24 protein-coding genes are annotated in these 23,770 nt (G+C 67.3%); 13 read left to right on the top strand and 11 right to left on the bottom strand.

Features of this window, described 5'->3' with window-relative positions; genetic code table 11:
• The 3 genes from AADH62_RS01410 (at position 1) to AADH62_RS01400 (ending at position 2,045) form a co-directional block, all read left to right on the top strand.
• Entirely contained in the window at positions 1-738 is a 738-nt protein-coding gene (locus AADH62_RS01410; RefSeq protein WP_300594171.1) for a PspA/IM30 family protein, read from the top strand.
• A 12-nt stretch (positions 739-750) separates the two neighbouring features.
• Complete coding sequence (locus AADH62_RS01405; protein WP_341577946.1) at positions 751-1,566, top strand: arginase family protein; 816 nt, start codon at positions 751-753, stop codon at positions 1,564-1,566.
• A gap of 65 nt (positions 1,567-1,631) precedes the next feature.
• On the top strand, positions 1,632-2,045 hold the full coding sequence (locus AADH62_RS01400) for a Fe-S oxidoreductase (protein ID WP_341577945.1): 414 nt from the start codon (positions 1,632-1,634) through the stop codon (positions 2,043-2,045).
• Here AADH62_RS01400 and AADH62_RS01395 read toward each other — a convergent pair.
• The gene (locus tag AADH62_RS01395; protein ID WP_341577944.1) at positions 2,035-2,748 is read right to left on the bottom strand and encodes a tyrosine-protein phosphatase; all 714 of its coding nucleotides are present in this window, start codon (positions 2,746-2,748) and stop codon (positions 2,035-2,037) included. The genes AADH62_RS01400 and AADH62_RS01395 overlap by 11 nt on opposite strands.
• Positions 2,749-2,863: 115 nt before the next feature.
• On the opposite strand from AADH62_RS01395, the gene AADH62_RS01390 reads away from it, so the two are divergent.
• From AADH62_RS01390 to AADH62_RS01365, 6 genes are all read left to right on the top strand, one after another.
• On the top strand, positions 2,864-3,811 hold the full coding sequence (locus AADH62_RS01390; protein WP_341577943.1) for an alpha/beta hydrolase: 948 nt from the start codon (positions 2,864-2,866) through the stop codon (positions 3,809-3,811).
• A gap of 124 nt (positions 3,812-3,935) precedes the next feature.
• Complete coding sequence (locus AADH62_RS01385) at positions 3,936-5,447, top strand: ABC transporter substrate-binding protein (protein WP_341577942.1); 1,512 nt, start codon at positions 3,936-3,938, stop codon at positions 5,445-5,447.
• 83 nt (positions 5,448-5,530) lie between these two features.
• The gene (locus AADH62_RS01380; RefSeq protein WP_341577940.1) at positions 5,531-6,481 is read left to right on the top strand and encodes an ABC transporter permease; all 951 of its coding nucleotides are present in this window, start codon (positions 5,531-5,533) and stop codon (positions 6,479-6,481) included.
• Positions 6,478-7,407, top strand: coding sequence for an ABC transporter permease (locus AADH62_RS01375; RefSeq protein ID WP_341577939.1), 930 nt, complete (start codon positions 6,478-6,480; stop codon positions 7,405-7,407). Before AADH62_RS01380 ends, AADH62_RS01375 begins: the two co-directional genes overlap by 4 nt.
• Positions 7,404-8,201, top strand: a complete 798-nt coding sequence (locus AADH62_RS01370; RefSeq protein ID WP_341577938.1) for an ABC transporter ATP-binding protein — start codon at positions 7,404-7,406, stop codon at positions 8,199-8,201. The genes AADH62_RS01375 and AADH62_RS01370 overlap by 4 nt, the downstream gene beginning before the upstream one ends.
• Entirely contained in the window at positions 8,198-9,046 is an 849-nt protein-coding gene (locus AADH62_RS01365; RefSeq protein ID WP_341577937.1) for an ABC transporter ATP-binding protein, read from the top strand. Before AADH62_RS01370 ends, AADH62_RS01365 begins: the two co-directional genes overlap by 4 nt.
• On the opposite strand, the gene AADH62_RS01360 is transcribed toward AADH62_RS01365, so the two are convergent.
• Genes AADH62_RS01360 through AADH62_RS01350 form a run of 3 tightly spaced genes read right to left on the bottom strand, consistent with a single transcriptional unit; the run spans position 8,979 to position 10,829 of the window.
• A complete protein-coding gene (locus AADH62_RS01360; protein ID WP_341577936.1) occupies positions 8,979-9,617 on the bottom strand; it encodes an N-acetyltransferase family protein in 639 nt (212 codons plus the stop codon). The genes AADH62_RS01365 and AADH62_RS01360 overlap by 68 nt on opposite strands.
• A gap of 9 nt (positions 9,618-9,626) precedes the next feature.
• A complete protein-coding gene (locus AADH62_RS01355) occupies positions 9,627-10,325 on the bottom strand; it encodes a uracil-DNA glycosylase (RefSeq protein ID WP_341577935.1) in 699 nt (232 codons plus the stop codon).
• 3 nt (positions 10,326-10,328) lie between these two features.
• Complete coding sequence (locus AADH62_RS01350; RefSeq protein ID WP_341577934.1) at positions 10,329-10,829, bottom strand: phosphoribosyltransferase; 501 nt, start codon at positions 10,827-10,829, stop codon at positions 10,329-10,331.
• 63 nt (positions 10,830-10,892) lie between these two features.
• Here AADH62_RS01350 and AADH62_RS01345 point away from each other — a divergent pair, with 63 nt between their 5' ends.
• Positions 10,893-12,398 carry an MFS transporter gene (locus tag AADH62_RS01345; RefSeq protein ID WP_341577933.1) on the top strand — a complete coding sequence of 502 codons (1,506 nt, stop codon included), beginning with the start codon at positions 10,893-10,895 and terminating at the stop codon, positions 12,396-12,398.
• A gap of 38 nt (positions 12,399-12,436) precedes the next feature.
• Here the strand turns inward: AADH62_RS01345 and AADH62_RS01340 are convergent, their stop codons facing one another.
• Positions 12,437-13,213 (bottom strand): SDR family oxidoreductase, encoded by a 777-nt coding sequence (locus AADH62_RS01340; protein ID WP_341577932.1) that lies wholly within the window; start codon positions 13,211-13,213, stop codon positions 12,437-12,439.
• Between the two features lie 138 nt (positions 13,214-13,351).
• On the opposite strand from AADH62_RS01340, the gene AADH62_RS01335 reads away from it, so the two are divergent.
• Entirely contained in the window at positions 13,352-14,674 is a 1,323-nt protein-coding gene (locus tag AADH62_RS01335) for a bifunctional o-acetylhomoserine/o-acetylserine sulfhydrylase (protein WP_341577931.1), read from the top strand.
• A gap of 143 nt (positions 14,675-14,817) precedes the next feature.
• Positions 14,818-16,023 carry a homoserine O-acetyltransferase MetX gene (gene metX / locus AADH62_RS01330; RefSeq protein WP_341577930.1) on the top strand — a complete coding sequence of 402 codons (1,206 nt, stop codon included), beginning with the start codon at positions 14,818-14,820 and terminating at the stop codon, positions 16,021-16,023.
• A gap of 18 nt (positions 16,024-16,041) precedes the next feature.
• Here metX and AADH62_RS01325 read toward each other — a convergent pair whose 3' ends face one another.
• Genes AADH62_RS01325 through AADH62_RS01315 form a run of 3 tightly spaced genes read right to left on the bottom strand, consistent with a single transcriptional unit; the run spans position 16,042 to position 18,535 of the window.
• Complete coding sequence (locus AADH62_RS01325; protein WP_341577929.1) at positions 16,042-16,350, bottom strand: thiamine-binding protein; 309 nt, start codon at positions 16,348-16,350, stop codon at positions 16,042-16,044.
• A complete protein-coding gene (locus tag AADH62_RS01320) occupies positions 16,347-17,627 on the bottom strand; it encodes a hypothetical protein (RefSeq protein ID WP_341577928.1) in 1,281 nt (426 codons plus the stop codon). The genes AADH62_RS01325 and AADH62_RS01320 overlap by 4 nt, the downstream gene beginning before the upstream one ends.
• A 56-nt stretch (positions 17,628-17,683) precedes the next feature.
• Positions 17,684-18,535, bottom strand: a complete 852-nt coding sequence (locus tag AADH62_RS01315) for an ADP/ATP-dependent (S)-NAD(P)H-hydrate dehydratase (protein WP_341577927.1) — start codon at positions 18,533-18,535, stop codon at positions 17,684-17,686.
• A gap of 27 nt (positions 18,536-18,562) precedes the next feature.
• Between AADH62_RS01315 and AADH62_RS01310 the strand changes: the two genes are divergently transcribed.
• Positions 18,563-19,639, top strand: coding sequence for an NADH:flavin oxidoreductase/NADH oxidase (locus AADH62_RS01310; protein WP_341577926.1), 1,077 nt, complete (start codon positions 18,563-18,565; stop codon positions 19,637-19,639).
• A 9-nt stretch (positions 19,640-19,648) separates the two neighbouring features.
• On the opposite strand, the gene AADH62_RS01305 is transcribed toward AADH62_RS01310, so the two are convergent.
• The 3 genes from AADH62_RS01305 to AADH62_RS01295 all read right to left on the bottom strand — a co-directional run bounded on the left by AADH62_RS01305 (position 19,649) and on the right by AADH62_RS01295 (position 23,608).
• On the bottom strand, positions 19,649-20,716 hold the full coding sequence (locus AADH62_RS01305) for a hemolysin family protein (RefSeq protein WP_341577925.1): 1,068 nt from the start codon (positions 20,714-20,716) through the stop codon (positions 19,649-19,651).
• Positions 20,713-22,038, bottom strand: coding sequence for a hemolysin family protein (locus tag AADH62_RS01300; RefSeq protein ID WP_341578018.1), 1,326 nt, complete (start codon positions 22,036-22,038; stop codon positions 20,713-20,715). The genes AADH62_RS01305 and AADH62_RS01300 overlap by 4 nt, the downstream gene beginning before the upstream one ends.
• 115 nt (positions 22,039-22,153) lie before the next feature.
• A complete protein-coding gene (locus AADH62_RS01295; protein WP_341577924.1) occupies positions 22,154-23,608 on the bottom strand; it encodes a GuaB1 family IMP dehydrogenase-related protein in 1,455 nt (484 codons plus the stop codon).
• Between the last annotated feature and the right edge of the window lie 162 nt (positions 23,609-23,770).

Here is a 23,770-nt window from a genome sequence, read left to right as displayed (position 1 = left end):
ATGGCAAAGCAGTCAATCTTCGGACGCATCTCAACCCTCATGAAGGCGAACATCAACGCGATGCTCGACCAGGCCGAGGACCCGCAGAAGATGCTCGACCAGCTCGTGCGCGACTACACGAACAACATCGCGGATGCCGAGGCTGCCATTGCCGAGACGATCGGCAATCTGCGCCTGCTCGAGCGCGACCACCAGGAGGACCTCCAGTCGGCATCCGACTGGGGAAACAAAGCGCTTGCCGCCAGCCGCAAGGCCGACGAGTTCCGCGCTGCAGGCGACGCGGTGGATGCCGACAAGTTCGACAACCTCGCCAAAGTCGCGCTGCAGCGTCAGATCGCGGCCGAGAACTCGGCGAAGGCTGCTGCCCCGCAGATCGCGTCGCAGACCGAGGTCGTGAACAAGCTCAAGGACGGCCTCAACGGAATGAAGCAGAAGCTCGAGCAGCTCAAGGCCAAGTCGGCCGAGCTGGTCGCGCGTCAGAAGACCGCTGAAGCCCAGACGAAGGTCGTGGATGCCGTCAAGTCGATCGACGTTCTCGACCCGACCAGCGAGCTCGGCCGCTTCGAAGAGAAGGTGCGTCGCCAGGAAGCGATTGCGCAGGGCAAGACCGAGCTGGCGGCGTCGAGCCTGGATGCCCAGTTCGAGAGCCTCGAGGATCTCGGTGAGCTCACGGAGGTCGAAGCTCGTCTTGCCGCGCTGAAGTCAGGCGGCGCACCCAAGCCTGCCATCGAGGGCTGATCGAACCGGCCGATGGCTCACTTCGTCATCGCCCCGCAGTGGCAAGGCTCCGGGTCGGCTCGCGCGATGCAGCTGATCGACGGCGCCGAAGCCATCGCGGGCGACCTTCCGGCTTCGGCCTGCACCCGTCTGGAGGTGCCGGTCGAAGCCGGTGAGAGCCTGGACACCGGCATCCGTCGCGCCAGCTCACTCCTGCGCATCCGAGACCTGGTCCGGGATGCTGTCGCCGCTCGGTCGGAACCGGTGATGGTGATCGGCGGGGATTGCGGGGTAACCCTCGGCGCGCTGGATGCAGTCGCTGCTCCCGACGTCGCGATTGTCTGGTTCGATGCGCACGCCGACCTGAACACCCCGGAATCCTCGCCCAGCGGAGCATTCTGCGGCATGGTGCTGCGCGCCGCTCTCGGAGACGGTGCCGATCGGCTCCGTCTGGCCCGCGGCATCCTGACCCCTGATCGGGTCGTGCTGGCCGGCACCCGAGAACTGGACGACGCCGAACAGCAGTACGTCGATGAACACAGCATCCGCCGGGTGCTGCCCGGGGACCTGGCCGATCCCGAGGCGCTCGTCGCCGCAGTAGCAGCGACCGGCGCTGCACGGGTATACGTGCACATCGACATCGACGTCTTGGATCCGTCCGTCGTTACCGGAGTGTCCTTGCCCGTGCCGTTCGGTCCGGATGCCGGCGAGGTGATCGCCGCGGTCCGAGCCCTGCGTGATCGCTTCCCGCTCGTGGGGGCGACGATCGCCGGGTTCTCTCCCGCCGCTGCGGACGCCGCGATCGAGGACATGCCGACGATCCTGCGCCTTCTCGGGGCCTTGGCGTGAGCCCGATTCCGGCGCCCCCACCGGGCTGGGAGGCTGCCGCGGATCGGGCCGTCGCGCGAGGTCGGATGCTGGATCACTGGCTCCCGCTGCTGGACTCCCCGGTCTCCCGCGCAGGGTCCGTCGTCGGAAGCGCCATCGGCTTCGTCTGGGGGTTCGTCTGGAGCACCGGCAGGGTGCGACGGCACCGCGGCGCAGACGGCACGGTGTTGTATGTCTTTTCCGGCATGCCCTCGTGGACGTTCCCTCGCGGCGGCGCATGCGTCGGCGCCTGTTACCTGACGGCAGACAATGACGGCCCGCGGGTGCTGCAGCATGAGCTCGTCCACGCGCGGCAATGGCGCCGGTACGGGATGCTGATGCCCCTGCTTTACCAGCTCTCGGGTCGCAATCCGCTGCGCAACCGGTTCGAAATCGAGGCGGGTCTCGCTGACGGCAACTACATCCCGAGGCAGCAGCCACGGCGGACTGTCAGCCGATGAGCGTCTCGTCCAGCGCGACGAGCTCGTCATCGCTCATACCGTGGGCACGCAGGTAGTCGCGCGGCGAGCCATAGGCCTCATCCAGGCTCTTCAGAAGCCCCGCAATCGCCGCGGCTGGCGATTTCGTCGCCAGTTCCTCGAGGTTGACCGAGTCCGGGTGGAACTGGCGGATGCGTGCCACGACGTCGCGGTTACGCGAGGGTGGCAAGAGCGACTCTGTCCGCGCATAATCGGCGATGACGGCATCCCTGTCGACTCCCGCGGCGGCCAGCGTAATGGCCACGGTGACACCCGTGCGATCTTTGCCGACCGTGCAGTGCACCAGGACCGGCTGATCGGCCAGCACTCCTCGCACGACCTCGACCACACGCCCCGCTGAGTCATCGACGAGCCGGCGATACATCTCCGTGAGCGGAACGTCCTCGACGAAGAACGAGGCCACCGAGCCCAGAAACAGCGGAACCCGCTGCACCACGAGCTCACGGTCATCGAATCGGCTGGGTGCACCGGCGACTTCGGCGTCGTCGCGAAGGTCGATGACCCGACGGATGCCGAGTCCCGAGAAAGCACGGATGCCGTCCTCGTCGAGGCGTGCGAGGTTCCCCGACCGGTATAGCACGCCCGCCCGGCTCCGCGAGGCGCCGGCGCGCAGACCACCGGTGTCCCGGAAGTTGATCGCGCCGGAAATGTCGAGTGTGCTCACGGCCTTCGACCCTATCGGGGTCGCATGATGCCTGCCTGTGCGCTGGTGGTCTTCGGGGTCACGAGAGCAGGGCCACAATGGTGTGGTCACTCCCTGCGACCGAGGACGGACGGCGATGACCACCTCTGACGATGAATTCCGGTTCCTGCCAACAGACGCCGCCAGCGTCGGAGTGGGAGACGCTCTCCCACCGGTCGAGCGCGTGTCGCTCACCCTTGATGATGGACGCCTCCTGAGTGCCCTTCGATTCGGGGACACACCGCCGGTGGTCACCTTCATCCACGGCGCAGGTCTCAACGCACACACGTGGGACTCGACGATCCTGGCGCTGGGCCTGCCTGCCCTCGCGATCGACCTTCCGGGGCACGGCGACTCGTCCTGGCGGCCGGACGCCGCCTATAGCGCGGCTCACCTCGCCCCCGATGTGGCGACGGGCATTCGGGCGTGGACCTCAGCGCCGCAGCTTGTCATCGGACACTCGCTGGGGGGACTGACGAGCGCAGCGCTGGCGGCATCCGCTCCCGAGCTTGTGACGCAGCTGATCATCATCGACATCACCCCCGGGATCGATCCGAACGCGGGCGCAGCCCAGATCCGGGCGTTCTTCGCGGGACCGACTGACTGGGCCAGCCGCGACGAGTTGGTCGATCATGCGATGGCGTTCGGGCTGGGTGGGGGGACTCGAGAGAAGGTCGAACGCGGGGTGTTCCTGAACTCGCGCGTGCGCGAAGACGGACGCGTCGAGTGGAAGCACCATTTCGCTCACCTGGCCTCCGCCCTCGCGGCAGCGCCCGAGCTTGCCGCCCAGGTGGACGCACAGCAGAGTGCGCTCTCCGAGATCCTGTCGGCGACAGGATGGAACGACATTGCCGCCGTGACAGCACCGCTGTCGCTGATCCGCGGGGAGCGAGGCTTCGTGACCGTCGACGATGCGGCAGAGTTCACGCGGCGCCGGCCCGATGCCGCTGTCGCCACCCTCCCGACGGGCCACAACGTGCACGAGGAAGCACCGACACCACTGGCTCAGACCATCACGGAGCTGCGGAGCGCCGAACAACGATGACGTCACGTTCGCCGCTCGATGAGGGGAACACAGCAACCGGACCCTAGAGTTGTCTACCGCAGATCCCCTTTGTGCTCCGCGTACCCACCAGCTTCGTCGCGGATGCCCCCCGGAAAGGACTCCCATGTTCCGCCGCACCGCTCTGGCCGCGTCGGCTTTACTCGCCGCGAGCGCCCTCGTTCTGACAGCCTGCACCGGAAGCAGCGACCCCGCATCGACGGCTTCGGGGGCCCTCGACCCTGACGCGTCGGTCGCTGTCCGTCTCGTTCTGGAGCCCGGGAACCTCGACATCCGGCAGACGGCGGGCGCCGCCCTCGACCAGATCCTCATCGACAACGTCTACCAGGGGCTCGTCGGTCGCACCCCGGAGCAAGACATCGTCCCCGTTCTCGCGGAAGACTACGACGTGTCGGCTGACGGCCTGACCTACACGTTCACCCTGCGCGAGGGAGTTACCTTCGGTGATGGCCAGGCGCTGACGCCGCAGGATGTCGTGTGGTCGCTGACGACCAGGCGCGACACCCCGGAATGGGCGGACTCCGCTCGGCTTGCGAACATCGCATCCATCACCGCCGAGGGCCAGGACATCACGCTCACCCTCTCTGCACCTGACTCGAGCCTGCTGTGGAACCTGACCGGTCGCGCAGGGCTGATCCTCAAAGAGGGCGACACCGTCGACTACGCCACCGCCGCCAACGGCACCGGCCCGTTCCTGCTCGACTCGTGGCGGCAGGGCGACTCCATCACGTTCGTCCGCAACGACGCGTATTGGGGCGAGAAGGCCAAGGTCGCCGAGGTGGTCTTCGACTACATCACCGAGACACAGGCAGCCCTCAACGCCGCTTCAGCTGGCGAGGTGGATGTCGTAACCGGGTTCGACGCGAATTTCACCGATCAGATCGAGGCAGATGGCGGTTTCGAGGTTGTCCTCGGGCAGTCGACCGACAAAGGGACGCTGGCGATGAACCAGTCTGCCGGTAGCCCGCTGGCCGATCAGCGCGTCCGCCAGGCAATCCGCCAAGCAATCGACCATTCCGCATTCACTGATGCGTTCGGCGCAGGCCAGACGCTGTACGGCCCGATCCCCGAGCTCGACCCCGGATACGAGGACCTCTCCGACGTGGCCCCCTACGACCCGGATGCCGCACGCCAACTGCTCGCGGATGCAGGGGCGGAAGACCTCGACCTCACGCTCACGATCCCGTCGTTCTACCCGACCACGATCCCCCAGATCCTTGTCTCCGACCTCAACGACGTCGGCATCACCCTCACGGTCAACAGTGTCGACTTCCCCACGTGGATCAACGACGTCTACGTCAATCAGGACTACGACCTGAGCTTCGTGCTACACACCGAGGCCCGCGACTTCGAGAACTGGGCGAACCCGGACTACTACTTCACGTACGACAACCCCGAGGTGCAGGAGCTGTACCAGCAGTCCCTGGCCGCAACGGACGAGGCCGAGGCTGCAGCGCTGCTTGCTCAAGCTGCTCGGATCGTGTCCGAAGACGCCGCCGCGGACTGGCTCTACAACGGAGCCTCGGTCGTCGCCGTCGGAACGAACGTCACCGGCATGCCGTCCATCAACGTCAACGAACGACTCAACCTCGCCGACCTCGCCAAGGTCGCGGGCTGAGGCGAGACTGACGGGGTCATCATGATGCGTCGACCCGCGCCCGCCCCGGCTGCGCGGGCGGTGGGGCTGGTCGGGAGAGACAGGTGACCACGTACGTCGTTACCCGGCTGGGGCTGCTCGTGCTGGGGCTCGCCGTGGCAAGCGCGATCATTTTCGTGACCCTTCGCATCCTTCCCGGTGACGTGGCTCAGCTGATCGCGGGAACCAACGGTACGCCCGAGCAGATCGAGGCCATCCGCGAGCAACTGGGGTTGAACCAGCCGCTGATCTCGCAGTACTTCGACTGGTTGGGCGGGGTTCTTCGAGGCGACCTCGGCACGTCTCTTCTCACCGGCACGCCGGTTGCCGAAGAGCTCGCTGAGAAGGCGCAGGTCACGGTGCCGCTCGGCATCCTGTCGCTGACCATCGCAGTGCTCTTCAGCGTTCCGCTCGGCGTCGCCTCCGCGACCTGGCGCGGCCACCGTCGCGGCACGATCATGAGTGTGAGCGCGCAGACCGTCGCTGCGGTTCCCGTGGTCTGGGCCGGCATGATGCTTGTCGTCGTGTTCGCCGTATGGCTGGGGTGGCTCCCTGCGCAGGGGTTCCCGCGCAGCGGATGGGAGGACCCGGCCACGGCGATCCGCTCGCTCGTCCTTCCCGCCGTCACCATCGGGATCGTGGAAGGCGCAATGCTCCTGCGCTTCGTACGCAGTGCGACGCTCCAGGCCATCGGACAGGATTACGTCCGCACCGCAGCCGCCAAGGGACTGACCCGCACAACGGCACTCATCCGGCATGGGTTGCCCAACGTCGGACTGTCGGTCATCACAGTCCTCGGCCTCCAGGTCGCGGGCGTCATCGTGGGGGCCGTCATCATCGAGCAGCTCTTCTCTCTGCCCGGCATCGGCCGGATGCTCGTGGCAGATGTGGGAGCGCGGGACCTTCCCAAGGTCCAGGGCGAGCTGCTCGCCCTCACGGGCTTCGTGCTGATCGTCGGCTTCTTCGTCGACCTGCTCCACAGGATCCTCGATCCCCGGCAACGGGAGGCGTCATGACTCTCCCCCGACCTGGCGCACGCGACACGCGCCCGGCGCGAACGCGGGCACGGTGGCTACGGCGCTTGTGGGCGGTGCCGACGGGACGCTTCGGGATCTGCGTTGTCATGGCCATCGTGCTGGTCGCGCTGATCGCCTGGATCTGGACACCGTTCGACCCGCAACAGGTCAACGTGCAAGACCGGTGGCTCCCCCCGAGCTGGCCCCATCTGCTCGGCACGGATGGCGCGGGGCGCGACATCCTGAGCCTCGTCATGGCAGGGGCTGGCACGACCCTGTGGGTGGCAGCCGGCTCGGCGGTCGTCGCCACGGTGCTCGGCATCGCGTTGGCAAGCCTCGGTGCCCTGACGACGCGGTGGGTTCGCGAATCGGTGGCGGTCCTGATCGACATCCTCGTGGCGTTCCCGGTGCTGCTCGTAGCAATGATGATCTCGGCGGTGTGGGGCGGGTCGCTGTGGGTTGTGATCTGGTCAGTGGGGATCGGCTTCGGCGTCAACATCGCTCGCGTCACACGGCCCGAGCTGCGGCGCGTGCTGCACAGCGACTTCGTGCTCGCGGGAACCGCGGCAGGCCTCACCCCGACACAGAATCTCTGGCGCCACCTCCTCCCCAACGTCGCGCCCGTGTTCATCGTGCAGCTGTCGTGGGCGATGGCTGTCGCGGTTCTTGCGGAAGCCGGGCTGTCCTACCTCGGCTTCGGTGCGCCAGTGACCGAGCCCTCCTGGGGAGTCCTGCTCCAGGATCTGCAGCAGTACCTGACCGTCTACCCGTTGGCGGTGCTCTGGCCAGGGTTGGCGATCACGGTGACAGTGCTCGGGCTGAACCTGCTCGGCGACGGCATCCGGGAAGCGTCCGACCCCACCTTGGCCGCAGCAACCGGGGCCGCGCGCACCTCGCGGACACACGTGCCGGAGGTCGTCTCGTGAGCCTGGAGGTGCAGGAACTCACGATCGAGTTCGGCGGCGACCGCGTCGTCGACGGTGTCTCGTTCGAGGTCCCGGACGGTGGGACCGTCGGACTCATCGGCGAATCAGGATCCGGCAAGTCCCTGACGGCGCTGGCGATCATGGGGCTTCTGCCCGAGGGTGCGCAGGCATCGGGCAGCATCCGCTGGGACGGACGGGAGATTCTGGGCCTTCACGAGCGTGCTTTCGCCGAGCTCCGCGGTGACGAGATCGGCATCGTGTTCCAAGATCCGCTCACCGCGCTGAACCCGATCCGGACCGTCGGACGTCAGATCGGGGAGTCGGTGCGGATTCACGAACGCCTGCGAGGTCGCGAGCTGGGGGCTCGTGTCATTGCCGAAGCCGCCCGCGTCGCGTTGCCCGATCCGGAGGGGATCGTCCGCCGCTATCCGCACCAGCTCTCCGGGGGCCAGCGCCAACGCGTCGCCATCGCCATGGCGCTCGCGTGCCGGCCACGTCTACTCATCGCCGACGAACCGACGACAGCGCTCGATGCGACGGTGCAAGCCGGGATCCTCGACCTGTTGCGCGGCCTCACTTCCGACGAAGACATGTCCCTGCTGTTCATCACCCACGACCTCGCGGTGCTCGCCCAGGTCGCGACACACGCCGTGGTCCTCGAACGCGGTCGCGTCGTCGAGGCCGGTGAGGTTCCCCGCCTGCTGAGCGAGCCTCGCGCAGCTGTCACACAGGGACTCCTGCGTGATGCGACGGCGACGCTGTGGCGCGGCCAGACCTCAGGTGAGGGCGCATGAGCACGGAGTTCGTCCGCGCCGAGGGGCTCACCCGGCGTCACCGCACCCCGCCCACGCGACTGTTCGCGAAGCCCGCCGTCACAACCGCGCTTGACGCGGTGGATCTCGCGCTCGAGGAGGGCCACGCCCTCGGAGTGATCGGCGAGTCCGGGTCAGGCAAGTCCACTCTCGTCCGCCTCCTTCTGGGCCTGGACAAACCGACCTCCGGTTCGGTGCACATCGACGGTCGCGAGGTCGACGCGTCGGCATCTGCCAGGTCGCTCCGGTGGCTGCGGCGCGAGACCGGCATCGTGTTCCAGGATCCCTATGCTTCGCTGGATCCCCGCATGAGCGTGGGGCGTATTGTCGGTGAGCCGATGTGGGCGCTGGGCATCGCCGGCGACCGGCGAGCGCGGGTGCGGGAGGTGCTCACCCAGGTGGGCCTGGACGCTGCGGCAGCCGACAGGTTCCCGCACGAATTCTCCGGCGGTCAGCGGCAGCGGATCGCACTCGCGCGGGCGATCGCGCACCGACCGCGCATCCTCGTCGGGGACGAGCCGCTGTCGGCGCTCGACGTCACGGTGAGGGCGCAGATCCTTGGTCTGTTCGACCAGCTCCGGCAGGACGAGGGGATGACGATCATCATGGTCTCCCACGACATCGGCGTGGTTCAGAACCTCTGCGACCGGGTGGTGGTCATGAAGGACGGACGGATCGTCGAGCGGGGCGAGACCTCCAGCGTCCTGCGTGCGCCGGAGGCCGACTACACCCGAGCGCTTCTGGCCGCGATCCCCTCGATCACTCCCCCGCGCGAGGCTCCCGCGGACCCGCGCCGCGACGGAAGAACCCCTTCTTCACCGGTTTGAGCGACTTCTGCAGGTAGATCGTTCCGAGCCACCGCCCGAACTTGAAGCCGACGCGACCCATCCGCCCGACTTCGGTGAAGCCCAGCCGCTCGTGAAGAGCAATCGAGGCCTCCGCGCCCTTGTCGCTGATCACGGCGACGATCTCGCGGATGCCCTTCTGCTGACAAGCCTCGATGAGTGCCTCGAGCAGGGCGCGACCGAGGCCCTTGCCGGCCGCTGCCTGGCCGAGGTAGATCGAGTTCTCGACGGTGTAGCGGTACGCGGACTTTCCTGCCCACGGCTGCACGAGCGCATAGCCCAGGATCTGACCGGTCGGTGACTGAGCGACCAGGAAAGGCAGGTCGAGCTTCGCCAGGAATGCGAACTTCTCGCGCCACTGCGCAATCGACCAGGTCTTCTCGTCGAAGGTCACAACGGAGTTGCGCACGTAGTAGTTGTAGATCTCCCGAATGTCGGGGATGTCACGTTCCTCAGCAGCCCGGATGACGTAGCTGAACGGACCTTCAGGCTCGAGCCGGCGTCGCAGATGGAAGGGAAGCCGCCGCTTCTTCTCGTATTCCTCTTCCAGCATGAGATCAGCCTACGCCGACAGTTCGACGCGCCAGTCGATCGGCTCCGCGCCCTGCTGCTCCAGCAGCTCGTTGGCACGAGAGAACGGGCGGGAGCCGAAAAACCCACGGCTCGCCGACAGGGGTGACGGATGCGGCGACTCGATGATCGGAACCGACCCAAGCAGGGGCCGGAGACCCGCGGCATCCCGGCCCCACAGGATGGCGACAAGCGGCTGGTCGCGTGCCGCCAGCGTGCGTATGGCGTGCTCGGTGACAGCCTCCCAGCCCCAGCCGCGGTGCGAGCCGGGGGCGCCCGGTGACACCGTGAGCACGCGGTTCAAAAGCATGACGCCCTGATCGCTCCACGCCGACAGGTCGCCGTGCGAGGCGGGCGGGATGCCGAGGTCGTCGTTGAGTTCCCGGTAGATGTTCGCAAGGCTTCGCGGCAGGGGCCTCACGTGGGCGTCGACGGCAAATGAGAGCCCGATCGGATGCCCGGGGGTCGGATACGGATCCTGACCGACGATGAGAACCCGCACGCCCGCCAGCGGACGCGCGAAGGCGCGGAGGACCCGGTCTCCCGCCGGCAGATACCGCCGCCCAGCCGCGACCTCAGCCCGCAAACGCTCCCCGATCCCCGCGATCCGGTCGGCGACCGGCGAGAGAGCACCGGCCCACCCGCTGTCGATCAGACCGGCGTCGGCGAGCTCTGACAGGGACATTGCCATGAGTCAGGCCGAGCCCGCGACCGCGGCATCCTGCTCGATGACCGACCCCTGCCACGACCACGGGAAATCGATCCAGAGGTCGGTGTCTTTCCACGACCAGTCGGGACGGATGATCGTCGTCGGCTTCGTGTAGATGACGACACTGCGCACGATCGCGCCACGATCGGTCAGCAGACGCACAGCCAGATCGAGCGTGCGCCCGCTGTCGGCGACATCGTCCACGAGCAGGACACGACGACCGTCGAGGTAGGCCATGTCCATCTCCGGGGGCAGGAGCTCGGGATCGGGAAGCACAGTGCCGATGCCGGTGTAGAACTCGACGTTGATCGCCCCACAGTTCTTCACACCGAGCCCGTAGGCAATCGCGCCGGCGGGCAGGAGCCCGCCACGGGCGATCGCGACGACCACATCGGGCATGAAGCCGTCAGCCACGATGGTGCGGGAGAGCTCACGTGTCGCATCTCCGAACCCTTGCCAGGTCAACGTTTCCCGCTCGGTCGTCACCGGTTCTCCTCTCCGTTGCCCCCGCACCAGACTAGGTGGGGCCGCGGTGCTATTCTCGCGGGCATGCCCGCCGCATCCGCCCTCGACCGGTTGCGCGGAACGGGCCTGGGAATCACTGCAGGGCTGATCGGCTGGTTCATCCTCGTCGAATTCGTCAGCGGCATCATCCAGGGCTACTACGTTCCGCTCTTCAGCGACATCGTCATCGACCTCGGCATCCACGACTCGGATGTGAACTGGTTCGAGGCTGCCCAGCTCCTGCTGTCTGCGATCGTCGTTCCGATTCTCGCGAAGCTCGGCGACATGTACGGGCACAAGCGCATTCTGCTGATCTCGTCGATCCTGACTGCCGCAGCCAGCTGGTGGCTCGTGTTCGCCGGAGACTTCTGGACCTTCCTGTTCGCGTGGGCCCTGCAGGGGTTCTACGTCGTCTGGCTGCCATTGGAGGTCGCGCTCATCTTCGAGCGCGGTCGCCGTCAGAACCGCGGAGTTTCCTCCACCCGACGCGCCGCCGGGCTCCTCGTGGTCGGACTGCAGGCCGGTGCGATCGCGGGTGCCCTCGCGGCAGGCGCGATCTTCGAAGCGACCGATGACCTCACCGTCACGATGATGATTCCTGCGATAGCGGTCACGCTCGTCGCCGGTGTCATCTGGCTCGGCGTTCCCGAGTCTGAGCCGACGCCCGGCCGACGACTCGACACGTGGGGCTTCGTGCTGCTGACGTGGGGGCTGCTGCTGGTGACGGGTGCCCTGGTCTACATGCGCATGATTCCGCAGCTCGATCTCGGCGAGAACGCGTGGTGGTGGGTTGTCGCGCTCTTTGCCGCCGGCCTCGCCGTCTTCGTGTGGTTCGTCCGTTTCGAACTGCGCCAGGACGACCCCGCGATCGACATCCGGGTGCTGCGCCGCCCCGAGATGTGGCCCGTGCAGACCACCGCGTTCCTCGTAGGGATCAGCCTGCTGGGCGCCCAGGGGCCGCTGTCGACCTACGCGGGGACGGATTCGTCTCTCGGCTACGGGCTCGGCCTGTCGGCGTCGCAGCGCTCGTATGTGATCGGCGTGTATCTGCTCTCCCTCATCATCGGCGCGATCATCTTCGCCGTCCTGTCGCGGCGCGCCAATCCCCGACTCATCCTGATCGGCGCATCCCTTCTGGTCGGCATCGGTTACACCCTGTTCCTCCCCTTCCACCTGGAGCTCTGGCAGGTGCTGCTGAACCTCATGATCGCGGGCCTCGGCTCCGGCGCCCTCGTCGGGGCGCTGCCTGCGGCAGCCGCTGCTGCCGCACCACGCGGACAGACGGGCATAGCGTCGGCGCTCACCAACACCACCAAGACCGTCGGCGGCGCCTTCGCGTCAGCCGTATTCGGCGTGCTCCTGGCAGCCGGCGCGGGGGCCGTCGCGAGCGAGACCGCGGCATCCCTCGGCGGCTACCTCGCCGTCTGGGCGGTGTGCGCCGGCGGCGGGTTCCTCGCAGCCCTGCTGCTGCTCTTCGTACCGAAGGTCGCGTTCGCCGACACCGACACGAGCCAGCTCGACGCCACCCAGGGCAGCGGGCAGTTGACCTGAGCGCGACCTCCCCCGGTGTGGCCGGGCGAGCGGTCGGGCTACGGCAGGCGCGGGACGAGCGGGCCGCGGGCCAGCAGATGCTGCGCCGACTGGGCGACGGGACGCATCGTCACGAGATCGAGGTTCACGTGGCCCGGCGCCTCCAGGGCGTAGCCGATCACATCGGCCACATCCTCGGCGGCCAGCGGATGCTGTACGCCCTCGTACACCGCCGCAGCTCGCTCGCGGTCACCGCCGACGCGGTTGAGAGTGAACTCCTCGGTGTAGACCATCCCCGGGGCGATCTCGATGACGCGCAGCGGCTCCCCGTTCAGCTCGAGGCGAAGAGCATTCACGAGCATCGACTCGGCGGCCTTGGCTGCGTTGTACCCGCCGCCACCCGGGTAGGCAACCTGCGCGGCGGTCGAGGTCACGAACAGCAAGTCGGCATGACCGTCGGATGCTGCACTTTGCCGCAGCTGCGGGAGCAGCGCCTGCGTCAGCCGCTGCACGGCGAGGACATTGACGTCGTACATCCATTGCCAGTCCGACACGCGGCCGTCCTCGACGCGGTCAGTGCCGCGAGCCCCGCCGGCGATGTGCGCGACGGCGTGCACGGCTCCGGAGCCGGCAAGAAACTGCGTCAGCGCATCGATGTCGGCATCGGTCGTGAGATCAGCGGCGAACGCGACTGCTCCGGTCTCGTCCTCCAGCGCCGCGAGGCGGTCGGCGCGCCGTGCGACGGCCACGACCTCCCACCCGCTCGAGCGCAGTCGGCGCACCGTCGCCGCACCGATTCCCGAACTGGCTCCCGTCACCACAGCGCGTCTGGTCATGTGTCAACGCTAGCTGCCACAGGGCACGCGGAGTGTTACGTCACATTTCCGTGCTGTTGTTGACAACGGCTCGTCTTCGTACGCTCGGTGATGGCCGGTCGACCCGCCGACCGACCCCGAAGACTCAAGGAGCACATCATGTCCGCACCCGAGAACTGGAAGTTCGAGACCAAGCAGATCCACTCCGGCGCCGCCCCCGACCCGACCACGAAGTCGCGCGCGACCCCGATCTACCAGACCACTTCGTACGTGTTCGACAACGCCGACCACGCCCAGAACCTGTTCGCTCTGGCTGAGTTCGGCAACATCTACACCCGCATCATGAACCCGACGCAGGATGTCGTGGAGCAGCGTGTCGCGGCGCTCGAGGGCGGCAGCGGTGCCCTCCTCGTCTCGTCCGGTCAGGCTGCCGAGACCTTCGCTGTGCTGAACATCGCCCAGGCCGGCGACCACATCGTCTCGTCGAGCTCGATCTACGGCGGCACCTACAACCTCTTCAAGTACACGCTCGCCAAGCTCGGCATCGAGACGACGTTCGTCGAGAACCAGGACGACCCCGAGGAATGGCGTCGCGCCGTCCGCCCGAACACGAAGCTCTTCTTCGCCGAGACCATCGGCAACCCGAAGATCAACGTGCTCGACATCCGTTCGGTCTCGGCGGTCGCACACGAGAACGGCGTACCGCTGATCGTGGACAACACGATCGCCACCCCGTTCCTCATCCGTCCCCTCGAGCACGGCGCCGACATCGTCATCCACTCGGCGACGAAGTTCCTCGGCGGCCACGGCACAACCATCGGCGGCATCATCGTCGACGGTGGAAAGTTCGCATGGTCGCAGAACGTCGAGAAGTTCCCCGGCCTGACCGAGCCCGACCCCTCGTACCACGGCGCGTCCTACACGACCGCTGTCGGCGACGGCATCGCCTACATCATCAAGGCCCGCGTGCAGCTGCTGCGCGACCTGGGTTCGTCCATCTCACCGATCAATGCCTGGCTGCTGCTGCAGGGCATCGAGACGCTCTCCCTGCGTATCGAGCGTCACGTGCAGAACGCGCAGGAGATCGCGGAGTGGCTCGAGAACCAGGATGACGTCGCGTCGGTGAACTACTCGGGCCTGCCGACCTCGCCGTGGTACTCCGCCGCGAACACCTACGCACCCAAGGGTGTCGGTGCCGTGCTCTCGTTCGAGCTCAAGGGCGGTGTCGACGCCGGTCGCGCGTTCGTCGACTCGCTCGAGCTGTTCAGCCACCTGGCCAACATCGGTGACGTGCGCTCGCTCGTGATCCACCCGGCATCCACGACCCACTCGCAGCTCACGCCCGAGCAGCAGCTCACCGCGGGCGTTACGCCGGGCCTCGTTCGCCTCTCGGTCGGTCTCGAGAACATCGAGGACCTGAAGGCTGACCTCGCCCAGGCCCTCGCTGCAGCCCGCAGCGTCGGAGCGGCAGCGAACGCCTGACACGCATCTCGCACCTGAAGGGTCGCAACACGCCGCACGGATCACTGATCCAGCGGCGAGTTGCGGCCCTTCGGCGTTCGAGTCCGGACGCGGGAAACGTCATATTGCGACGGATGCCGCCGCAGACCCGGGAGAATGGGCGAATGGACTGGCAGACCTCGGAAGACACGGTGCCCTCATCGCCCGTGACCGAGGCCGACGCGCGCCTGCTCCTAGGGAGACCCCCCGCGACAGGCGCCTGGCGTGATGGCGACCCCGCCGGTGACCGCCGCTTCGCTGCATTCGGCACCTTCCGGACGGAGGGCGGTGCCGAGCTTCCTGCCTACCGCCTCGCCTTCGAGACGTGGGGTGAGCTCTCTCCCACGCGGGACAACGCGATCCTCGTTCTCCATGCATTGACCGGCGACTCGCACGTGCGCGGGCCAGCCGGCCCAGGGCATCCCACCGACGGCTGGTGGGACGGGATCGTCGGACCCGGGAGCGCCATCGACACCGACCGCTGGTTCGTGGTGGCGCCGAACATGCTGGGCGGATGCCAGGGGTCGACGGGCCCCGCAACGATAGCGCCCGACGGGTATGAGTGGGCAGCGCGGTTCCCGTACCTCACGATCCGCGACCAGGTCCACGCGCAACGGCAGCTCGCTGATGCTCTCGGCATCGACGTCTGGGCGGCGGTGGTCGGCGGGTCGATGGGCGGGATGCACGCGCTCGAGTGGGCGATCGAATACCCCGACCGACTCCAGCGGGTCGCTGTCCTGTCGGCTCCCCCGGCCAACACCGCCGACCAGATCGCCCTCAATTCGGTGCAGCTCGATGCGATCCGGGTCGACCCGCGCTTCCAGGGCGGCGAGTACTACGACGCGGCCGACGGCGACGGCCCGCACCGCGGGCTTGCGTTGGCGCGACGCATGGCCCTGTTGAACTACCGGTCCCCCACCGAACTGAACCAGCGATTCCAGCGCTCGTGGCAGTCAGAGGTCAGCCCGCTCGGCAACGGCGGGCGGTTCGCGGTCGAGTCGTACCTCGATTTCCACGGCAACCGCTTCACGCGCCGCTTCGACGCGAACACCTACATCACGCTCGTGGAGGCGATGAACTCCCACGATGTCGGCCGGGATCGCGGCGGCATCGAAGATGCCCTGGCTCGCGTGAGCGCCACAGCGCTCGTTGTCGGCATCGACAGCGACAGACTCTTTCCCATCGAGGGGCAGCACCGCATCGCGCGCGGCATCCGTACCACCCTCGACGGCGATCAGGCGGCGGTCATCTCCAGCGACTTCGGCCACGACGGCTTCCTCATCGAGACGCCGACCGTCAGCGCCCATCTGCGCCGGCTCCTGGAGAGCTGATCGCGGAGTCTGGCGGTGTCAGTCCTCGTCGCTGAGTGCGCGCTCGAGGCGCTCGAGCTTTCCGTCGAGTTCGCCGGTATAGCCCGGGCGGATGTCGGCCTTGAGCACGAGCGAGACCCGTGAACCGTACGCGCCGACTGCCTCGGTGGCAGCCTTCACGACCGCGAACACCTCGTCCCATTCCCCCTCGATCTCGGTGAACATCGACGACGTGCGGTGCGGCAGACCCGATTCCCGAACGATCCGCACCGCCGCGGCCACGGCATCGTGAACCGAACCGTCGGCGCGACCTGTGCCACTCGGGGCGACGGAGAAGGCAACGATCATGAGGCAGACCTTTCGCTGACGGATGCAGGGCGCGTGCGCAGTGCCGGGGCCGAAGCAGACCCGCCCTCGCGGGCAACGCGCACCAGGTGGATGACCGACCACGCGAACATCACCACGAGAGCGAGGTTTCGCGCCGTGAGCAAGGCGACGACCCCGGGAGCAGGGTGGTCCGTCATGAGGAAGTTGTAGTAGATCGGATAGACGATCTGCGTCAGAAGTCCGGCCGCTACCGCGAAGGCGGCGGGCCGCAGCCAGGTCGCACGGTCGACAACGAGGCCGTAGACCAGAGGCGCCACGATCCAGGTCATGTACTGGGGCGAGCCGACCTTGTTGACGACGATGAAGGCGAGGACCAGGGCGAACGCCAGCGCGGGATACAGCCGCACGATGTGCGCTCCACGGCGCACTCCCCACAGCCCGAGCAGCAACAGCGCCAACACGGATGCCGCCAGTAGCGGCGTCATGACGGCGATCACGGCGTCGACACCGGGGCCGGCGACCTGGAACGTGAGCAGGTCGCTGGAGTAGTACACCTGGGAACCGAAGACGTCCAACGCCGAGAACCACATGTACACGGCGGACACGGGAGCCTCGATCTGCAGGCCCCTGCCGGTCTGGTCGCTGATGAAGCCGAACAGATACCGTCCGCCGCCGAGCGCGAGCACCACCGCGATGGTGGCAGCCGATACGACGACGGCACCGCCGACGATGGCAAGGCGACGTCGCACCGCGACAAAGGCTGCCGCCAACAGGGCTGCGGGCCACACCTTGATCCAGGTGCCGGCGGCAAGCAAGGCTGATCCGAGCCACGGCCGGCGAACGAGCCACAGGCATCCCATGATCGCCAGCGGAACCGCGATCCCTTCGAGGCGATACATACCGACGGGCCCGAGAGCGACCATGTAGGTGAGCCAGAACGCGGCAGCCAGCGCCCGCCCGCGAGATCGCGCGTCGCCGAGCAGCACGGCGAACGCGACGGCGTCCACGAGAGTCACAAGGATCGCCCAGGCCGGTGTGTACGACACTGCAGCCTCGAACAGCCACGCCGCGAGCATGGGCACGAGGGCGAGAGCTGGATAAACCCACGGCTCCGTGATCCCGACGATCTGCCGTCCGGATGTCCCGCAATAGTCCATGATGCCCAGCGCACAGCCCGACCACGGCTCGTAGACCAGGTACACATCGCCCATCGGTGCGTTCGGGAGCTGATAGCCCGCTACCGCAACGAAACCGTGAACCAGGGCGAACGCCACCCACATCCAACCCCGCCGTGCCACCCAACCATCCTACGGAAGCGGTGAGGTGCGCCTCGTCAGAACGCTGGTGGCGCCGATCACGATTCGATGAGCATTGGCGTCGTCTCGGGGCCCGCGAGAAGGCGGCCCACGACGGGCGGGAGATGCTCGGCGACATCCAGCGCCGTGATCGGTCCGCCAGCGACCGCCTCTGACGCAGCCAAGGCGGCCTGACCGTGGAGCCATGCCGCGGTCGCCGCACACGCGGCAAGGGATACCGACGCGCCTCGCGCAGCCGCCCCGGCTGTGACAGCCCCGAGGATCCCTGCCAGGACGTCGCCGGTCCCGGCAGTTGCGAGCCACGACGTCGGGGCATCGATCGCGCATTCCCACTCCTCCGGGGATGCCACGATCGTCGTGGCGCCCTTCAGCAGCACAACAGCTCCGAGTGCCGCTGCGGTCTCTGCTGCACCCGCCGCGCTGCGGGCATCATCCGGATCGAGTCCGAGCGCAGAGCGCAGCTTGGCATGCTCGCCGGCGTGCGGTGTGATGACAACCGGCGCCGTGGCGGATGCCGCAAGATCGAGCGCGCCGGCATCGACAACGACCGGATCAGGCCCGTCGAGAACCTCGCGCAACACGCGTGTCTCGGCATCCGTCCGGTCCTCGGCGCTCGTACCCGAACCGATGACCCACGCCTGCACACGGCCGTCGGCGGTGACGGTCTCGGGACGCCGCGCCAGCACGAGCCGTGTCGGTCGCGCCGGTCCGAGGTAGCGCACCATGCCGATACCGGTGCGCCAGGCACCTTCGACCCCGAGCACAGCGGCGCCGGGGAACTGCCGTGACCCGGTCCGCAAGCCGACGACGCCGCGGGAATACTTGTCGTCGTGGGCGGTTGGTCTTCCCAGGACGCGTCGCGCGTCATCCGCCGCCCATGACCGCAACATGCGAGCAACCCTACCTCTGGAGAATCGATGAGTCTGCTGTTCACCCCCGTCGAGATCGGTTCTCTGCAGGCGCGCAACCGCCTGTGGGTTGCCCCCATGTGTCAGTACAGCTCGGTAGACGGGATGCCGAACACATGGCATCTCACCCACCTCAGCGCGTTCGCGACCGGCGGCGCGGGCCTGGTCATGACCGAGGCGACCGCGGTCAGCCCTGAGGGCCGGATCAGCCCTGAGGACACGGGTATCTGGAACGACCAGCAGCGCGACGCCTGGGCACCGATCGCTGCAGAGATTCGTGCGCGCGGCGCCCTCGCGGCGATCCAGCTCGCGCACGCGGGTCGCAAGGCGTCGACGTGGTCCCCGCTGAAAGCAGGTCGCGGGACTGTGCCGGCAGACGACGGCGGGTGGCAGCCGCTCGCGCCGTCGCCGATCGCCTACGACGGCTACGCCGTTCCCGAGGAGATGGATGATGCCGCAATCGCAAAGGTCGTCGAGGACTTCGGGGCAGCCGCCCGTCGCAGCGTCGAGGCCGGATTCGACGTGCTGGAAGTGCACGCCGCGCACGGCTACCTGCTCCACGAGTTCCTGTCACCACTGTCGAATCAGCGGACGGATTCCTACGGCGGCTCGCTCGAGAACCGAGCCCGACTGCTCCTCGAGGTGATCGACGCCGTTCGCGCTGCCGCACCGACCACCCCCGTCATGGTGCGGTTCTCGGCTACGGACTGGGCTGAGGGAGGCTGGGATGTCGCAGAGACCACGACGGTAGCCGCCTGGACGGCTGAGCACGGCGCCGTGTTCATCGATATCTCCAGCGGCGGTCTCGTCGCGCACCAGCGGGTCATCGCGGGTCCGGGCTACCAAGTGCCGTTCGCCCGTGAAGTGCGAGAGCGCGCGGGAGTTCCCGTGAGTGCGGTGGGGATGATCACCACGGGCACACAGGCCGAGGAGGTTCTCGCCTCGGGCGCCGCGGATGCCGTCATGGCAGCGCGCGAGTGGCTGCGCGATCCGCACTTCGCCCTGCGCGCCGCAGCAGAGCTAGGCGTCGATATCGACTACTGGCCCGCGCAGTACGAGCGTGCCCGGCCGACACGGACGGCGTGAGCGCGGACCCTACCGTTCGTTTCTCCAGCCTCGACGGGTGGCATCCTGCACCTCACCGACGAGTTCTTCGATGACATCCTCGAGGAACAGAACACCGGTGATGGTGCCGCTCGCGTCGCGTACCTGAGCCAGGTGGCGTCCCTGCTCCCGCATGAGAGCAAGAGCATCTTCGAGGTCGGTGTTCTCGGTCACGGGCACCATGTGGTGGATGCGAGCGGGGTCGATCGGCCGCACGACATCGGTCGCGGCGTCCTCTCCCTCGGCAGCTCGCAGGATGTCTTTGAGGTGGACGTAGCCGAGCGGAATACCCGCAGGGTCCACGATGACGTATCGCGAGAATCCGTTCTTGGCCACGGCGCGCTCGATCTGCTTGGGCGTCGTGTTCTGCGGCAGTGTCAGCAGATCCGCGAGCGGAACCGCGATGTCGCGGGCCTTTTTCTCGGTGAACTCGACGACTGCCGCGACCGTGCCCGCGGTGTCCTCGAGCACGCCCTCCATCCGCGACTGCGCCACGATCGTCGCGACTTCTTCGAGGGTGTAGGTCGAGGTCGCTTCGTTCTTGGGCTCGACCCGGAACAACCGCACGATGTGATTCGCGATCCAGTTGAGCGTCACGATGACCGGATGGAAGACCTTCGATACCCACACGAGCGGCGGCGCGAGCATCAGCACGGCACGATCGGGCACCGAGAACGCGAGGTTCTTGGGCACCATCTCGCCGAAGACGACATGCAGGTACGACACCACGACGAGGGCGATGACGAACGCGATGACATCGACTGCCGCGTAGCTCAGCCCCGTGAGTTCGAGCGGCACCGCCAAGAGGTGGTGGATCGCCGGCTCTGAGACGTTCAGGATCAACAGCGAACAAATGGTGATACCCAGCTGCGAGGTGGCCAGCATGAGCGTCGCGTGCTCCATGGCGTAGAGCGACGTCTTGGCGGCACGCGAGCCGCGCTCAGCCAACGGCTCGATCTGCGACCTCCGTGCGGAGATGACAGCGAACTCAGCACCAACGAAGAAGGCGTTGGCCACCAACAGCACGACCAACCATGCGAGGCCCGCCCAGTCACTCACGAGGACACCTCCTCGTGAGCATCCTCACCGGGAAGAGCTACGGGGACGAACCTCACCCGATCCACCCGCCTGCCGGCCATCCGCTCCACCGACAGGGTTCCCTCCTCGAGCTCGACGGTGTCTCCCACGGCGGGGATCCGTTCGAGTTCGCTCATGAGGTAGCCCCCGACGGTGTCGTACACGTCGCCGACGGGGATGCGGATGCCGATCCGGTCCAGCACCTCATCAGGCCGAAGCTCCCCGGGGAATACGACATCCCGATCGATACGGACGATGTCGGTGCGGCGCCGATCGTGCTCGTCGAGGACTTCACCGACGATCTCTTCGACCAGGTCCTCGAGGGTGACGACTCCGGCGGTGCCGCCGTATTCGTCGACGACGATCGCCATCTGGTACCCGCGGGAACGGAGCTCAGCCAGCAGCGCGTCCAGGTGCACGGCTTCGGGCACGCGCAGCGGCTCGGTCGCGATCGCGCCCACCGGAACCGTTCCGCGTCTGCCACGGGGAACACCGACTGCAGCCTTGAGGTGCGCGATCCCGACGATGTCATCCATCGATTCCTCGTACACCGGAAAGCGGCTGTGACCCGTGGATCGCGCGAGCTGGATGACGTCTTCGACCGAGTCATCGGATGCGAGCGCGTGAACGCTCGGGCGCGGCGTCATGACATCGGCAGCGGTCAGGCGAGCGAAGGTGAGGGAGCGGTCGAGCAGTGACGCGGTGTCCTGTTCCAGGACACCGGCGCTCGCCGAACGGCGCACGAGGCTTGAGAGCTCCTCTGCCGAGCGCGCACCCGAGAGCTCTTCCTTGGGCTCGATTCCCACTGCGCGAAGGAACGCGTTGGCACTTCCGTTGAGCACGACGATCGCAGGGCGAAAGACGGAAGTGAAGGCAGTCTGAAACGGCACGACAAGTTTCGCCGTCTGTCTCGGGACCGCGAGCGCGAAGTTCTTCGGCACGAGCTCGCCGATCACCATCGAGAAGATCGTGGCGATCGCCACACCGATGATCGCAGCGAGCGGGCTGACGACGGCATCCGGCCAGCCCCACCCTGTGAACACCGGGCGCAACAGGCTCGAAATCGCCGGCTCCATCGTGTAACCGGTGAGCAGGGTCGTCAGCGTGATGCCCAGTTGCGCACTGGAGAGGTGCGTCGAGGTGATCTTGAGCGCGCTGATCGTCAGCGACAAGCGTGTCTCTCCCGCAGCCTGGCGCGCTTCGAGATCGGCGCGATCGAGGTTCACCAGCGCGAACTCGCTCGCAACGAACAGTCCCGTCCCGATCGTGAGCAGGAGCCCCACCCCCAGCATGATGAACTCCATCACGCATCACCCCCGGTCTGCGGGGCGGGTCGGTGGGGCGATCGTCGGCAACTCGGAGGGTCGTCCATCGTGAGACGAGTCTACCCGGCGAGATGCCGACCCCGGACGGCGACCATCACCAGCTGACGGGGAGCGCCTTGCCTTCCTCGTAGCCGGCGGCCGACTGCAGACCGACGAGCGCGCGCTCGTGAAACTCGGGGACCGAGGCCGCGCCAGCGTACGTGAACGATGAGCGCACACCCGAGGTGATCATGTCGATGAGGTCTTCGAGGCCGGGGCGCTGCGGGTCGAGGTAGATCTTCGACGACGAGATCCCCTCGGCGAACAATTCCTTGCGCGCTCGTTCATACGCGTCAAGGCGACCGAATCGCGCTTGCACTGCCTTGGTCGATGCCATCCCCCACGACTCCTTGTAGAGGTTGCCGGCAGCGTCACGCTGCAGCGATCCAGGAGCCTCGATCGTGCCGGCAAACCACGAACCGATCATGACGGATGCCGCGCCCGCCGCCAGCGCGAGGGCAACGTCGCGCGGGTAACGCACACCACCGTCAGCCCACACATGAGCACCAGCAGCGCGGGCAGCAAGCGCCGTCTCATGGACAGCCGAGAACTGCGGTCGCCCCACAGCGGTCATCATGCGGGTCGTGCACATCGCACCCGGCCCGACGCCGACCTTGATGATGCTCGCGCCGGCCGAAACGAGATCACCGACGCCGGCGCTGGTGACCACGTTCCCGGCCACAAGCGGCACACCCAGGTCAAGGGCCGACACGGTTCGCAGCGCGCCCAGCATCCCCTCTTGATGACCATGCGCGGTGTCGAGCACCAGGACATCAACACCGGCAGCCACGAGCGCTCGTGCCTTACCTGCCACATCGCCATTGATACCCACGGCTGCTGCGACGATGAGGCGACCGTCTCGGTCAACGGCGGGCTGATACAGCGTCGCGCGCAGGGCACTTCGGCGAGACAGCGTGCCGACAACCTGTCCGTGGTGGACGACGCAGACGATCTCGGCATCGGCCGCGACGATGACATCGAACGCATGCCGAGCCGACTCGATGTCATCGGCATCCACTGACGCGGGTCGTCCGCGCGCGAGATCGCCGAGGCGAGCGTCGGGGAGGGCAGATCCCAGTCGGACCGCGGTCACGATGCCTTGAACAGCCTCGATCATGAGACGGTCGGTGGGCTGCGCGACGATCACGCCGTAGCCCTCCGTCGGAGGCAGCAGGGTCGTTGCATCGGCGACTGTGGCGTCAGGGGGAAGAACCAGTGGCGTGTCCCAGGCGACGGGCTGGTCCTTGACCCAGCGGATCGCGGCATCCATTTCCTGCAGCGGAAGGTCCTGCGGAAGAACTCCGAGCCCGCCCCGGCGCGCGAGCGTAGCGGCAAGGCGCGCGCCCGTGACCGAGTTCATGTTCGCTGAAACCAGCGGGATGGTGGCTGCAGTCCCATCGCGCGGGGAGAGGTCGACCTCGAGTCTGCTCCCCACGCCCGATCGGCGGGGAACGAGAAAGACGTCCGAGTAGGTCAGGTCGAAGGCCGGCGCGTCACCGTAGAACTCCATGTGCGCCAAGCGTACCCGTCAATGCACTCAGCGGAATCGTGACCAACTCGCGGCGCAGCTCAGGGTTCGGATGGCCTGCCGGGCTGTTCAGACGGACTACGCTGGTGTGTTGAACGACGCGGGCGCGACGACGATAGTCCGCGACGACAATCGTGACGAAAG

The organism is Microbacterium schleiferi, assembly GCF_038150145.1.
In the GTDB taxonomy this organism is placed as follows: Bacteria; Actinomycetota; Actinomycetes; order Actinomycetales; family Microbacteriaceae; genus Microbacterium; species Microbacterium schleiferi_B.
The sequence above is the reverse complement of the archived record's forward strand: the minus strand, read 5'-3'. Positions and strand labels throughout refer to the sequence as shown.

Bases quoted from the DNA above. Each gene is read 5' to 3' on its own strand.
- AADH62_RS01390 (WP_341577943.1), top strand. From the start codon at position 2,864: ATGACCACCTCTGACGATGAATTCCGGTTCCTGCCAACAGACGCCGCC.
- AADH62_RS01365 (WP_341577937.1), top strand. From the start codon at position 8,198: ATGAGCACGGAGTTCGTCCGCGCCGAGGGGCTCACCCGGCGTCACCGC.
- AADH62_RS01325 (WP_341577929.1), bottom strand. From the start codon at position 16,350: ATGATCGTTGCCTTCTCCGTCGCCCCGAGTGGCACAGGTCGCGCCGAC.
- AADH62_RS01410 (WP_300594171.1), top strand. From the start codon at position 1: ATGGCAAAGCAGTCAATCTTCGGACGCATCTCAACCCTCATGAAGGCG.
- AADH62_RS01400 (WP_341577945.1), top strand. From the start codon at position 1,632: ATGCTGGATCACTGGCTCCCGCTGCTGGACTCCCCGGTCTCCCGCGCA.
- AADH62_RS01300 (WP_341578018.1), bottom strand. From the start codon at position 22,038: ATGGAGTTCATCATGCTGGGGGTGGGGCTCCTGCTCACGATCGGGACG.
- AADH62_RS01315 (WP_341577927.1), bottom strand. From the start codon at position 18,535: ATGTTGCGGTCATGGGCGGCGGATGACGCGCGACGCGTCCTGGGAAGA.
- AADH62_RS01310 (WP_341577926.1), top strand. From the start codon at position 18,563: ATGAGTCTGCTGTTCACCCCCGTCGAGATCGGTTCTCTGCAGGCGCGC.
- AADH62_RS01405 (WP_341577946.1), top strand. From the start codon at position 751: ATGGCTCACTTCGTCATCGCCCCGCAGTGGCAAGGCTCCGGGTCGGCT.
- AADH62_RS01295 (WP_341577924.1), bottom strand. From the start codon at position 23,608: ATGGAGTTCTACGGTGACGCGCCGGCCTTCGACCTGACCTACTCGGAC.
- AADH62_RS01335 (WP_341577931.1), top strand. From the start codon at position 13,352: ATGTCCGCACCCGAGAACTGGAAGTTCGAGACCAAGCAGATCCACTCC.
- AADH62_RS01360 (WP_341577936.1), bottom strand. From the start codon at position 9,617: ATGCTGGAAGAGGAATACGAGAAGAAGCGGCGGCTTCCCTTCCATCTG.
- AADH62_RS01345 (WP_341577933.1), top strand. From the start codon at position 10,893: ATGCCCGCCGCATCCGCCCTCGACCGGTTGCGCGGAACGGGCCTGGGA.
- AADH62_RS01385 (WP_341577942.1), top strand. From the start codon at position 3,936: ATGTTCCGCCGCACCGCTCTGGCCGCGTCGGCTTTACTCGCCGCGAGC.
- metX (WP_341577930.1), top strand. From the start codon at position 14,818: ATGGACTGGCAGACCTCGGAAGACACGGTGCCCTCATCGCCCGTGACC.
- AADH62_RS01340 (WP_341577932.1), bottom strand. From the start codon at position 13,213: ATGACCAGACGCGCTGTGGTGACGGGAGCCAGTTCGGGAATCGGTGCG.
- AADH62_RS01355 (WP_341577935.1), bottom strand. From the start codon at position 10,325: ATGGCAATGTCCCTGTCAGAGCTCGCCGACGCCGGTCTGATCGACAGC.
- AADH62_RS01375 (WP_341577939.1), top strand. From the start codon at position 6,478: ATGACTCTCCCCCGACCTGGCGCACGCGACACGCGCCCGGCGCGAACG.